Source organism: Streptomyces sp. NBC_01171 (assembly GCF_045039805.1).
Taxonomy (GTDB): domain Bacteria; phylum Actinomycetota; class Actinomycetes; order Streptomycetales; family Streptomycetaceae; genus Streptomyces.
Map to the genome: position 1 here is coordinate 4,954,087 of NZ_CP108609.1, position 13,177 is coordinate 4,967,263.

Genomic DNA, 13,177 nt, shown 5'->3' on the forward strand with positions numbered 1-13,177 from the left:
CCGCATCATCCCCCTGGCCGGGTCGGTTGGGCGGCTTCCAGCAGCCCGGCGAGTTCCACCAGATCGGTGCCGGTCAGCCGGGGCAGCGCACAGCCGGAGAGGGTCCGGCAGGAGTGCCGCCACGCCTCCGGGACGCAATCCCCGCCGCCCAGCGCTCCGCAGAGCGCCCCGGCGAGCGCGGGCGCGGAGTCCGCGACCCGGGAGAGGCAGGCGGCGGCCGGCACCGTTTCCGCGATCCGCCCGGCCGCCGCGAGGGTCAGAGCCAGCGCCACCGGGACGGTCTCGGCGGCGGCGATGCCGTAGCTGTAGACGTGGTCCACGATCTGGTGCTCCAGCAGCGGGACCAGGGCGAACGCGGTGTCGGTGGCGGTCACCAGGGCCAGCGCGTGCCGGGCGTTGCGGCCGATCTCGGTGCCCTCGGGCAGCTCGTCCAGCGCGGCCGCCACACACGCGTCCGCGCCCGCGCCGGACAGGGCGGTGGCCAGCGCCGCCGCCATCGCCCGCGCGCCGTGCACCCCGTCGCCGTCCTGGGTGTAGCGGGCGTCGAACTCCGCCAGGTCGGCGGCGCGCACCGGGTCGCCGGGGTGGGCGACGGCCAGCACGCAGGCGCGTACGCAGGCCGCGTCGTCGAAGTAGTGCGGGTTGTCGTGGCCGGTGGCGGGCGGGCGCAGCCCGGCGGCGAGGTTGCCGAGGCCGGCGCGGACCGAGATGCGGGCGCGCAGGGGGAGTACGGCCGACTCGATCTCCGGCGCCCGCTCGGCCGCCGCGGCGACCTCGGAGGCCACGGCGCTCCAGGTCAGGTCGATGGCGGCGCGTATCCGGCGGTCCCGGCTCAGGTCGCCGAGCACGTCGTCCCCGGCCCGCAGTACGGCCTCCGCCGCGAACGCCGCCCACTCCGCGTCGTCGGAGGGGCCGAGGCGCAGCGGTTCCGGGGGCTGGTTCAGCGCGATGGGCACCGGCAGCGTGGTGGTGGCGTTCTGTTCGGCGAAGGTGTCCAGCTCGCGGGTCAGCCGCCGCGTCCACTCCGGCATCCGGGCGGCCCGGTGCCGGGCGGCGGGCCAGCCCGCAGCGTCCCCGGCGGCGAGCCCGAGCAGCAGCCCCTCGATCCGCCGGGTCACGACTGGGCCTCCGTGTCCGCGTTCCGCGCGACCGCGGCGCGGGGGAACGGTGTCTCCACGACACTGGCCACCAGGGTGAGCGGCGGCTCCACGGCCGGCCGCAGCCCGTCCGGCAACAGGTCCGGCAGCACCACCCCCTCGCCCCACTTGCCGCCCTCTTCCGGGGTCAGCAGCTCGGCCACGTCGAGAATGTGGTGGCCCGACATGGCGGGCAGACACCTGCCGCGCGCCGGACCAATGGCGGCGGCCCACAGGCCGGGGATGGCGGCGACCCCGTTGGTCGCACCGGCCAGGGCGCCCGCGACCGCCGCCGTGGTGTCGGCGTCCCGGCCCATGTTGACGGCCGTCAGCACCGCTTCCCGGAAGTCCCCGTCGGCCGCCGCGTACGCGCCGAAGGCGAGGGCGACCGCCTCGGGGGCCAGATCGGTCCACGGGTAGCCGCCGATGACCACCGCCGTGCGGACCGCGCGCTCGCCCCGGTGGGCGACGGCCACCGCCCGGCGCAGCGAGCGGGCGGTCCAGGAGTCGTCCGGTACGACGGCCAGCGCGGCGGCGATCACCACGGCCGGTTCCGCGCCCGCCATGGCGGTGGCCACCCCGGCCGCGACCGCCTGCCCGCCGTAGATGCCCTCGCCCTCGTGGCTGACCGAGCCGTCGATCGCCACCAGCCGCGCCGCTTCGGCGGGCCGCCCCGCCGCGAACACCCCGAACGGCGCCGCCCGCATCGCCAGCCCGTCGCTCCAGGCGTGCCGGTGCTGGGCCGAGATGGGCGCCGCCAGCCCCCGGCGCAGGTTCTCCAGCGTGCCCCGCTCGCTGAACCCCGCCCCCCGGAAGGGCCCCTCGGCCCGGTCGGCGATCCACTGGTGCCAGGCCGCCTCCACATGGGCCGGGGTGAGCGCGGAGCCGTGCCGGGCGAGCAGCAGCCCGGAGAAGATCGCGTACTCGGTGTCGTCGGTGCCGCACGGCCGGTCGGTGACGTACCCGGTGATGCGGCCCCAGCGGGCGCGGATCTCGGAGGGCTTCAGGTTCTCGGCGGGGGCGCCCAGCGCGTCGCCCACGGCCAGGCCGAGCAGCGCGCCGCGCGCCCGCTCGCGGAGTCCGGGTCCGGTGGGGGCGGGCAGTGGGGAAGCGGGTGCGTTCGATGCCATGGGCGGGACCCTCCTTCGCCAGGACCGCGTGGCCCTTTGCGGATGTGTCCCACCCGAGGGGCGGTGCCCTAGCCTCCGGGCCGCCGCCATCACCCGCTCGGTACCGGGAAATCCCCGCCCTGGATGCCTGAGCTGGGAGGACGCCGGAGGTTAGCCCAGCCTGGCCTTGCTGGCGGCGGGGCGGGAATCACCGTAGATTGGCGGTCGTTCGAAAAGTAGAATCAGTCCAAAGTTAGCTTTGGCTCAGCTTACCGGGGGTCCTCATGGCCGTCATCGAGACCGGGGCCGCGCTGCACGAGGCGCACCGCGACAACCACACGCACCGTGATGTCAACGGCGGCTGGCTACGGCCCGCCGTGTTCGGCGCGATGGACGGCCTGGTCTCCAATCTCGCCCTGATGACCGGTGTCGCGGGCGGCTCGGTGGGCCATCAGACGATCGTGATCACCGGCCTCGCCGGGCTCGCGGCCGGCGCCTTCTCGATGGCGGCCGGTGAGTACACCTCCGTCGCCTCGCAGGCCGAACTCGTCCAGGCCGAGCTGGACGTCGAGCGCCGTGAGCTGCGCAGGCATCCGCAGGCCGAGGAGGCCGAGCTGGCCGCGCTGTACGCCTCCCGAGGTGTCGAGCCCGACCTTGCCCGCGAGGTGGCCCGGCAGCTCTCGAAGGACCCCGAGCAGGCGCTGGAGATACACGCCCGCGAAGAGCTGGGCGTGGACCCCGACGACCTGCCCTCCCCGCTGACCGCCGCCGTCTCCTCCTTCGGCTCCTTCGCGCTGGGCGCCCTGCTGCCGGTGCTGCCCTATCTGCTGGGCGCGACCGCGCTGTGGCCCGCCGTGCTGCTGGCACTCGCCGGACTGTTCGGCTGCGGCGCGGTGGTGGCCCGGGTGACCGCCCGCAGTTGGTGGTTCAGCGGACTGCGCCAGCTCGCGCTCGGCGGTGCGGCGGCGGGTGTCACCTTCGCGCTGGGCACCCTGTTCGACACGGCTGTGAGCTGAGAGACCCTGGACATATGCCGGGGGCCGCATAAATAATTGTTACTCGCGGGTTTCGCACGCTTGACCGTCGGGCATGAGCCGTAAGCACTGCGGGCAACGGCGCCCGCGGTGCACTCGCGGGACGGGCGACGACGCCTCTTCCGCCCCCTGGGTCCGACCGGTCACCACTCGTCCGGCCCAGTCGCAGAACCCCGCTCGAAACAGCAGTGAAACCCCGCTTTTCCAGCCGCCCGGAGCGGCGCCCGCCGTACCCCACGGCACCCCGCCGCGCCCCCTGTGGCGTCCGCATGGTGGAACGGAGTATCCGGTTCCCGACAAGCGTTCCATCATGTAACCTGCACGAAATTTCGCACCAGCAGAGGGCCAGCGTCGTCCCTCGGCACCTGCCACACGCCACTGACGACGACGGGAGAGCCGATGCGTACGACGCGCCAGCCGTCCCCGCACTCCGTGACCGACCGCGCTTGGTCCTTCATGGATGCCCGCCCTGCCGCGCAGGGCATGTACGACCCCCGCGACGAGCACGACGCCTGCGGCGTCGGCTTCGTGGCCACCCTCACCGGTGAGGCGAGCCATGCGCTGGTCGAGCAGGCGCTGACCGTACTGCGCAATCTCGAACACCGCGGCGCGACCGGCTCCGAGCCCGACTCCGGTGACGGCGCCGGCATCCTCTCCCAGGTGCCCGACGCGTTCTTCCGTGAGGTGGCCGGATTCGACCTCCCGGCCGCCGGTTCCTACGCCGCCGGCATCGCCTTCCTGCCCGAGGACGGCATCACCGACGTCGTCTCACGGATCGAGACGATCGCCGCCGAGGAGGGCCTCACCGTCCTTGGCTGGCGCGAGGTCCCGGTCGCCCCCGAACTGCTCGGCGCGACCGCCCGCTCGACCATGCCTGCCTTCCGTCAGCTCTTCGTCTCCGACGGGGTCAGCGAGGGCATCGCGCTGGACCGCAAGGCGTTCGTGGTGCGCAAGCGCGCCGAGCGGGAGGCCGGGGTCTACTTCCCGTCCCTGTCCGCCCGGACGATCGTCTACAAGGGCATGCTGACCACCGGCCAGCTCGAACCCTTCTTCCCGGACCTGTCCGACCGCCGGTTCGCCTCCGCGATCGCGCTGGTGCACTCCCGCTTCTCCACGAACACCTTCCCGTCGTGGCCGCTGGCGCACCCGTACCGCTTCGTCGCCCACAACGGCGAGATCAACACCGTCAAGGGCAACCGCAACTGGATGCACGCCCGCGAGTCCCAGCTCGCGTCGGACCTGTTCGGCACCGACGACAACCTCGCGCGCACCTTCCCGGTCTGTACGCCGGACGCCTCCGACTCGGCGTCCTTCGACGAAGTGCTGGAACTGCTCCACCTCGGCGGGCGCTCGCTGCCGCACGCGGTGCTGATGATGATCCCGGAGGCGTGGGAGAACCACGCCACCATGACCCTGAAGGACGCCGACCGCCGGGCCTTCTACCAGTTCCACTCCACGATGATGGAGCCCTGGGACGGCCCCGCCTGCGTCACCTTCACCGACGGCACCCAGGTCGGCGCCGTGCTCGACCGCAACGGCCTGCGCCCCGGCCGCTACTGGGTCACCGACGACGGCCTGGTCGTCCTCGGCTCCGAGGTCGGCGTCCTCGACATCGACCCCGCCAAGGTCGTCCGCAAGGGCCGCCTGCAGCCCGGCCGCATGTTCCTGGTGGACACCGCAGAGCGCCGCATCATCGAGGACGACGAGATCAAGGCGTCCCTCGCCACCGAGCGGCCCTACGCCGAGTGGCTGGAGGCCGGGGAGATCGAGCTGAGCGACCTGCCCGAGCGCGAGCACATCGTGCACACCCACGCCTCCGTCACCCGCCGCCAGCAGACCTTCGGCTACACCGAGGAAGAGCTCCGCGTCATCCTCGCCCCGATGGCCAAGGCCGGCGCCGAGCCCATCGGCTCCATGGGCACCGACAGCCCCATCGCGGCCCTCTCCGAGCGCCCCCGGCTGCTGTTCGACTACTTCACCCAGCTCTTCGCCCAGGTCACCAACCCGCCGCTGGACGCCATCCGCGAGGAACTGGTCACCTCCCTGCGCTCCTCGCTGGGCCCCCAGGGCAACCTGCTCGACCCCACCGCGGCCTCCTGCCGTTCCGTCGTGCTGCCCTTCCCGGTGATCGACAACGACGAGCTGGCCAAGCTCATCCACATCAACGCCGACGGCGACATGCCCGGCTTCAAGGCCGCCACCCTCTCCGGCCTGTACCGGGTCTCCGGCGGCGGCGACTCGCTGGCCGCGCGCATCGAGGAGATCTGCGCCGAGGCCGACGCCGCCATCGACAACGGCGCCCGGCTCATCGTGCTCTCCGACCGGCACTCCGACGCCGAGCACGCCCCGATCCCCTCGCTGCTGCTCACCGCCGCGGTCCACCACCACCTGATCCGCACCAAGGAGCGCACGCACGTCGGCCTGCTGGTCGAGGCCGGTGACGTGCGCGAGGTCCACCACGTCGCCCTGCTGATCGGCTACGGCGCCGCCGCGGTCAACCCCTACCTGGCGATGGAGTCCGTCGAGGACCTGGTCCGCGCGGGCACCTTCCTGCCCGGCATGGAGCCCGAGCAGGCCATCCGCAACCTGATCTACGCCCTCGGCAAGGGCGTGCTGAAGGTGATGTCCAAGATGGGCATCTCCACCGTCGCCTCCTACCGCGGCGCCCAGGTCTTCGAGGCCGTCGGCCTGGACGACGCCTTCGTGGAGAAGTACTTCGTCGGCACCACCACCAAGATCGGCGGCGTCGGCATCGACGTCATCGCCCGCGAGGTCGCCGCCCGGCACGCCAAGGCGTACCCGGCCAGCGGCATCGCGCCCGCCCACCGCACGCTCGACATCGGCGGCGAGTACCAGTGGCGCCGCGAGGGCGAGCCGCACCTGTTCGACCCGGAGACGGTCTTCCGTCTCCAGCACTCCACCCGTTCCGGCCGCTTCGACATCTTCAAGAAGTACACCGACCGGGTGAACGAGCAGTCCGAGCGCCTGATGACGCTGCGCGGCCTGTTCGGCTTCGACTCCGGCCGCGCCCCGATCCCGGTGGACGAGGTCGAGCCGGTCTCCGAGATCGTCAAGCGCTTCTCCACCGGCGCCATGTCGTACGGCTCCATCTCCCAGGAGGCGCACGAGACCCTCGCCATCGCCATGAACCAGTTGGGCGGCAAGTCCAACACCGGTGAGGGCGGCGAGGACCCGGAGCGGCTGTACGACCCGGCCCGGCGCAGCGCCATCAAGCAGGTCGCCTCCGGCCGCTTCGGCGTCACCTCCGAGTACCTGGTCAACGCCGACGACATCCAGATCAAGATGGCCCAGGGCGCCAAGCCCGGCGAGGGCGGCCAGCTCCCCGGCCACAAGGTGTACCCGTGGGTCGCCAAGACCCGGCACTCCACGCCCGGCGTCGGACTGATCTCCCCGCCGCCGCACCACGACATCTACTCCATCGAGGACCTCGCCCAGCTCATCCACGACCTGAAGAACGCCAACCCCTCGGCCCGCATCCACGTGAAGCTGGTCTCCGAGGTCGGCGTCGGCACGGTCGCGGCCGGGGTGTCCAAGGCGCACGCCGACGTGGTGCTGGTCTCCGGCCACGACGGCGGCACCGGCGCCTCCCCGCTCACCTCGCTCAAGCACGCGGGCGGCCCCTGGGAGCTGGGCCTCGCCGAGACCCAGCAGACCCTGCTGCTCAACGGGCTGCGCGACCGGATCGTCGTCCAGACCGACGGCCAGCTCAAGACCGGCCGGGACGTGGTCATCGCCGCGCTGCTGGGCGCCGAGGAGTTCGGCTTCGCCACCGCGCCCCTGGTGGTCTCCGGCTGCGTGATGATGCGCGTCTGCCACCTGGACACCTGCCCGGTCGGCATCGCCACCCAGAACCCGGTGCTGCGTGAGCGCTTCGAGGGCAAGGCCGAGTACGTCGTCAACTTCTTCCGGTTCATCGCCGAAGAGGTCCGCGAACTCCTGGCCGAGCTGGGCTTCCGCTCCATCGAGGAGGCCGTCGGCCACGCCGAGGTGCTCGACGTGGAGCGCGCGGTCGACCACTGGAAGGCCCAGGGTCTCGACCTGGCGCCGCTGTTCCACGTGCCCGAGCTGGCCGAGGGCGCGGTCCGCCACCAGGTGGTCTCCCAGGACCACGGGCTGGAGAAGGCGCTCGACAACGAGCTGATCAGGCTCGCCGCCGACGCGCTGGCCGCCACCGACGCCACCGAGGCGCACCCGGTGCGCGCCCAGGTCGCCATCCGCAACATCAACCGCACGGTCGGCACCATGCTCGGCCACGAGGTGACGCGGAAGTTCGGCGGCGCGGGCCTGCCCGACGACACCATCGACATCACCTTCACCGGCTCGGCCGGCCAGTCCTTCGGCGCCTTCCTGCCGCGCGGAGTCACGCTCCGCCTGGAGGGCGACGCCAACGACTACGTCGGCAAGGGCCTCTCCGGCGGCCGGATCGTGGTCCGCCCCGACCGGGCGGCCGACCACCTCGCCGAGTACTCGACCATCGCGGGCAACACCATCGGCTACGGCGCCACCGGCGGCGAGCTGTTCCTGCGCGGCCGTACCGGCGAGCGGTTCTGCGTCCGCAACTCCGGGGCCCTGGTGGTCTCCGAGGGCGTCGGCGACCACGGTTGCGAGTACATGACCGGCGGTCACGCGGTCGTCCTCGGCCCGACCGGCCGCAACTTCGCGGCGGGCATGTCCGGCGGCATCGCGTACGTCATCGACCTCGACCCGGACAACGTCAACGCGGGCAACGCGAACGCGGTCGAGCCGCTGGACGACGCCGACCGGACCTGGCTGCACGACGTGGTGCGCCGGCATGCCGAGGAGACCGGGTCCACGGTCGCGGAGAAGCTCCTCGCGGACTGGGACCGGTCCGTGGAGCGCTTCAGCAGGATCATCCCCAGCACGTACAAGGCAGTGCTCGCCGCCAAGGACGCCGCCGAGCGAGCCGGTCTCTCCGAGACCGAGATCACCGAGAAGATGATGGAGGCGGCGACCAATGGCTGATCCCAAGGGCTTTCTGAACCACGGCCGCGAGGTCGCCCGGACCCGTCCCGTCGACGAGCGCGTCAAGGACTGGAACGAGGTCTACGTCCCCGGCGCCCTGCTGCCGATCATCGGCAAGCAGGCCAGCCGGTGCATGGACTGCGGCATCCCGTTCTGCCACAACGGCTGTCCGCTCGGGAACCTGATCCCGGAGTGGAACGACTACGCCTACCGGCAGGACTGGGCGGCCGCCTCCGAGCGGCTGCACGCGACCAACAACTTCCCCGAGTTCACCGGGCGGCTCTGCCCCGCGCCCTGCGAGTCGGCCTGTGTGCTGGGCATCAACCAGCAGCCGGTCACCATCAAGAACGTCGAGGTCTCGATCATCGACCAGGCGTGGGAGACCGGGGACGTGGCCCCGCGCATCCCGGAGCGGCTGTCCGGCAAGACGGTCGCGGTCATCGGCTCCGGCCCGGCCGGGCTCGCCGCCGCCCAGCAGCTCACCCGCGCCGGCCACACGGTCGCCGTCTACGAGCGCGCCGACCGCGTCGGCGGCCTGCTGCGGTACGGCATCCCCGAGTTCAAGATGGAGAAGCGGCACATCAACCGCCGTATCGAGCAGATGCGCGCGGAGGGCACCCGGTTCCGCACCGGCGTGGAGATCGGCCGCGACCTCAAGGCCGGCGACCTGAAGAAGCGGTACGACGCGGTCGTCATCGCCGCCGGTTCCACCACCGCCCGCGACCTGCCGGTCCCCGGCCGCGAGCTGACCGGCATCTACCAGGCGATGGAGTACCTGCCGCTGTCCAACAAGGTCCAGGAGGGCGACTACGTCGCCCCGCCGATCACGGCCGAGGGCAAGCACGTCGTGGTCATCGGCGGCGGCGACACCGGCGCCGACTGCGTGGGCACCGCCCACCGCCAGGGCGCGGCCTCCGTCACCCAGTTGGAGATCATGCCCCGCCCGAACGACGCGCGGCACCCGCTGAACCAGCCCTGGCCGACCTTCCCCATGCTGTACAAGGTCACCAGCGCCCACGAGGAGGGCGGCGAGCGGGTCTACGCCGTCTCCACCACCCACTTCGAGGGCGACGAGGACGGCAACGTCCAGGCGCTGCACCTGGCCGAGGTCGAGTTCATCGACGGCAAGCTGACCCCCAAGCCGGGCAGCGAGCGGAAGATCCCGGCCCAACTGGTCACCCTGGCCATGGGCTTCACCGGCACCGACCGGGAGAACGGCCTGGTCGACCAGTTCGGCCTGGAGCTGGACGAGCGGGGCAACATCGCCCGCGACGCCGACTTCCAGACCAACGTTCCCGGTGTCTTCGTCGCCGGTGACGCGGGCCGGGGCCAGTCCCTGATCGTGTGGGCCATCGCCGAGGGCCGCTCCGCCGCCCGCGGGGTGGACCGCCACCTCACCGGTGCGAGCGAACTGCCCGCCCCGATCCGCCCCACCGACCGCGCCCTGGCGGTCTGACACCCTCACACCCGGTGTGCCGTACAACGGCGTACGGAACATCAGACGGCGCCTGCCCGACAGTCCCCGACCGGACGCCCGGGCAGGCGCCGCCGCCTTCTCAGACGGTCCCGCTGGTGAGCGTGGCCACCTTCACCGCCGCCAGCCCCAGCAGCAGCACCAGCAGCCCCGCGCACGCGGCCCACTGGATCAGGGTGCGGCGGTCGCCGCGCGGGGCGTAGGCGAAGGCGAGGGTGACCACGGCGCCCGCGAGCAGGCCGCCCAGGTGGCCCTGCCAGGAGGTTGCGAAGGCCGAGATCACCAGCCACAGCAGCAGGCCCGTCATGTACTGGTTGACCGACCGCATGTCGTAGCCGAGGCGGCGCCCCATCACCCAGTACGCGGCGCCCAGGCCGAACACCGCGCCAGAGGCGCCCACCGTCGGCACGTCCGGCGCGATCAGCAGCACCAGGACCGAGCCGCCGAGCGCCGAGAGCAGATACAGCGCGAGATAGCGGGCCCGGCCGAGCTGGGTCTCCACCACCCGGCCGACGTTCACCAGCGCCACCATGTTCAGCACGATGTGCACCACCCCGATCCCGTCGTCCGGCGGCATGTGCAGGAACGCGCCGGTCAGCAGCCGCTCCCACTGCCCGCCCACCACCCCCTCCGGGGCCAGCACCGGGTCGTACGGGTACTGCCACAGGTAGTGGACGCCGTTCGGGGCGACCAGGCCCGCGCCCAGCATCCCGAACCGGTCCACGACCGAGGGCCGGGCCAGCTCGGCGAGGTAGGCGAGCACGTTCAACGCCACCAGCACCCACGTGACCAGCGGAAACGTGCTGATCCGGCCGCCGAACGCGGTCCGCGCCTGCCGTATCGAGCGGGCGCCCTCCTGCACGCACTCCACGCACTGGTGGCCGACAGACGCCTCGCGCATGCAGTCCGGGCAGATGTAACGGTCGCAGCGGGTGCAGCGGACGTGCGACTCCACCTTGGGATGACGGAAGCACGTGGTCACGGCGGACTCGGCGGTCACGGCCGGCTCCTTCGAAGAAAGGGTGTTCGGGACGAGCCGGTGGGGACGGCGCCGAACAAAATATCGGATCACCGCACGACCGCCGCGCCCCAGGCTGTGATCACCTGATTTCCCGACGCCGCGTCACCGCCCCGCCCACCCCGCACTCGTGCGGATGAACGCACCGGCGAGGCTCGTTCCGCAGGTCAGGGGGCGTGCTGATGATGTCCCGGAGCGCCGCGCCAATCGCAGTCACCCAGCCCGCACTTGACGGGCTGCTGCGCCGTGCGCGGGTCCGGAAGGAGCCGGCCTTGTCCGAGCAGATGGAGCAGGCGGAGCGCGGCGTCGGGGAGTTCACCCTCACCGGCCCGCTGACCACCGCGCCCCCGGCCGGGTACACCGCACCGGAGCCCGACGAGAAGTGGCCGCTCCGAGGCGGCTTCGCCCACGTCTACTACGGCGACGGCAACCAGGGCATCGTCCGCCCGGTGATCATGGCCGACGGCTTCAACCTCGGCAAGAGCGACCTCGTCTGGCTGTACGCGGGCCTCGACCGCGACCACCCCTTCCTGACCGAGCTGCGCCGCCGGGGCCGCGACGTCATCCTGGTCGGCTTCGACGAGCGCAGCGCCTCGATCCTCGACAACGCCCGGACCGTCACCGAGGCCGTGACGCGGACCCGCGCCGAACAGCTCGGCGAGGCACCGCTGATGGCGGGCGGCTTCAGCATGGGCGGTCTCGTCACCCGCTACGCGCTCGCCAAGATGGAGCACGAGCACACGGACCACCGCGTCGGCGTGTACTTCTCCTTCGACACCCCGCACCGCGGCGCCTACATCCCCATCGGCCTCCAGGCGTTCGCGCACTTCATCCCGGTGCCCAACAACTTCGCCCGGCAGATGAACAGCCCGGCCGCCCGCCAGATGCTCTGGCGTCACTACGACGCGATGACCGGCCAGAACGGCATCGCCCCCGAGCGCCGCGAGTTCCTGGAGAACCTGGCCCGGGTCGGCGAATGGCCGCGCATCCCGCGCCTGCTGGCTCTCGCCAACGGCCGGGGCGACGGCAGCGGCATCGCCGTACCGCCCGGCGAGACCGTACTGAAGTCGGAGCGGGTCTACCCCGGCACCACCTTCTACGCCCAGGCCCAGGGCCGCGAGGTCACCGTCGCCGAGCTGAAGCGCCGCTTCCCCGCGTCCGAGAAGACCATCACCACCGGCGACCTCCCCGAGATGGACGGCGCCCCCGGTGGCACCCTGCGCTCCTACGGCATCCTCGCCGACGCGCTGAAGAAGGTCGGTGCCCAGGTCGACCTGCGGCACGAGGAGATCTGCTTCGTGCCCACGGTCAGCGCGGTCGCCCTCCGCGACCTGGACCAGCAGAAGGACCTCTACGCGAACCTGGGCGAGCTCGCCCCGGACGAGAGCGAGGTCGACGACTTCATCTGGTCCTCCACCACGACCCCGCACACGGCCGTCACCGAGGAACTCGGCACCTGGCTGCTGGACCGCCTCTCCGACTGACCGGCCCCGGCGTCCCTAGGTGTCGCACTCAAGCACCGTCCGGCACAGCCCGCAGCGGGCCCTGACCCGGCCCCGCACCGGCACCCGGATGCGCTGGTGGCACACCGGGCACGGGAAGGACACCTTCCACCCCGCCCCGTCCGGGGTGAACTCGTAGGGGGAATCCGGACGGGGCCGGCCGGTGTCGTGGCGGGCGGTGTCGCGCCGGTCGTGGGCGTAACGCCGCCGCGCCGCCCAGCCCGCCCCGCTCAGCGGCGCCCGCCGCTCGTCCGCCCGCGCGCGGTCGCGACCCGCGACGTACGCCGTGTACGCCTGCGGACTGGTGAACCACACCGCCGGGTCCTCCCCGAAGACCGCCGCCCGCTTCGCCAGGACGTAGCCGAACTCCTCCGGAGTGAGATAGCCCAGCTTCTGCGACGCCTCGCCGTGCTCCCGGTAGGCGTCCAGCAGCAGCCAGCCCGCGCCGAGGTACGTGGTCACCGTGTCGGTGAGGATCTCGTTCTCCGCCGTGGTCGGGAACTCCAGGCCCAGCCGGTGCAGATACACATGGGCCACCTCGTGCGCGAGGGCCGCGCCGATGTCCTGCCGGTGGGTGCGGAAACGGTCGTTCAGCTCCACGAAGTACTCCGGGCCCGCCGCGAGTTCCACGTCGGCGGCGTGCGTCATCTCCCGGAAGCAGACGATCAGCCGCGCGTCCGGCAGCCGGAAGTGCCGCACCAGCTCCCGCGCCACCCGCTGCGCGCCCAGATGCAGGTCGTCATCGTCGCCGAAGGCCACGTCGGCCGGGGCCACGCTCGCCGCGAAGGTCCGCAGGCCGTCCTCCGACAGCCGCCGGTACAACGCCGTGACCGCCGACCGCACCGTCCGAAGGTGCGGGAAGCCGTGCTCCACCGGTCCGCCTGCCGCCACGCCCGCACC

General features: G+C 72.4%; 8 protein-coding genes. 4 read left to right on the forward strand and 4 right to left on the reverse strand.

The genetic code is table 11. The features are described from left to right. Positions 1-5 precede the first annotated feature (5 nt). On the reverse strand, positions 6-1,118 hold the full coding sequence (locus OG448_RS22840; RefSeq protein WP_405556444.1) for an ADP-ribosylglycohydrolase family protein: 1,113 nt from the start codon (positions 1,116-1,118) through the stop codon (positions 6-8). Then, complete coding sequence (locus OG448_RS22845; protein ID WP_405556446.1) at positions 1,115-2,266, reverse strand: ADP-ribosylglycohydrolase family protein; 1,152 nt, start codon at positions 2,264-2,266, stop codon at positions 1,115-1,117. Before OG448_RS22845 ends, OG448_RS22840 begins: the two co-directional genes overlap by 4 nt. A gap of 263 nt (positions 2,267-2,529) precedes the next feature. Between OG448_RS22845 and OG448_RS22850 the strand changes: the two genes are divergently transcribed. The 3 genes from OG448_RS22850 to OG448_RS22860 all read left to right on the forward strand — a co-directional run bounded on the left by OG448_RS22850 (position 2,530) and on the right by OG448_RS22860 (position 9,739). Further along, positions 2,530-3,261: a VIT1/CCC1 transporter family protein gene (locus tag OG448_RS22850; protein ID WP_405556448.1), complete on the forward strand. Its 732-nt coding sequence runs from the start codon at positions 2,530-2,532 to the stop codon at positions 3,259-3,261. A gap of 417 nt (positions 3,262-3,678) precedes the next feature. Then, positions 3,679-8,283, forward strand: a complete 4,605-nt coding sequence (gene gltB / locus OG448_RS22855; protein WP_405556449.1) for a glutamate synthase large subunit — start codon at positions 3,679-3,681, stop codon at positions 8,281-8,283. Continuing rightward, positions 8,276-9,739, forward strand: coding sequence for a glutamate synthase subunit beta (locus tag OG448_RS22860; protein ID WP_405556451.1), 1,464 nt, complete (start codon positions 8,276-8,278; stop codon positions 9,737-9,739). Before gltB ends, OG448_RS22860 begins: the two co-directional genes overlap by 8 nt. Positions 9,740-9,839: 100 nt before the next feature. Here the strand turns inward: OG448_RS22860 and OG448_RS22865 are convergent, their stop codons facing one another. After that, positions 9,840-10,757, reverse strand: coding sequence for a rhomboid family intramembrane serine protease (locus OG448_RS22865; RefSeq protein ID WP_405556453.1), 918 nt, complete (start codon positions 10,755-10,757; stop codon positions 9,840-9,842). 302 nt (positions 10,758-11,059) lie between these two features. On the opposite strand from OG448_RS22865, the gene OG448_RS22870 reads away from it, so the two are divergent. Further along, the gene (locus OG448_RS22870; RefSeq protein WP_405558900.1) at positions 11,060-12,259 is read left to right on the forward strand and encodes an esterase/lipase family protein; all 1,200 of its coding nucleotides are present in this window, start codon (positions 11,060-11,062) and stop codon (positions 12,257-12,259) included. A 15-nt stretch (positions 12,260-12,274) separates the two neighbouring features. Here the strand turns inward: OG448_RS22870 and OG448_RS22875 are convergent, their stop codons facing one another. Further along, complete coding sequence (locus tag OG448_RS22875; protein WP_405558902.1) at positions 12,275-13,168, reverse strand: hypothetical protein; 894 nt, start codon at positions 13,166-13,168, stop codon at positions 12,275-12,277. Between the last annotated feature and the right edge of the window lie 9 nt (positions 13,169-13,177).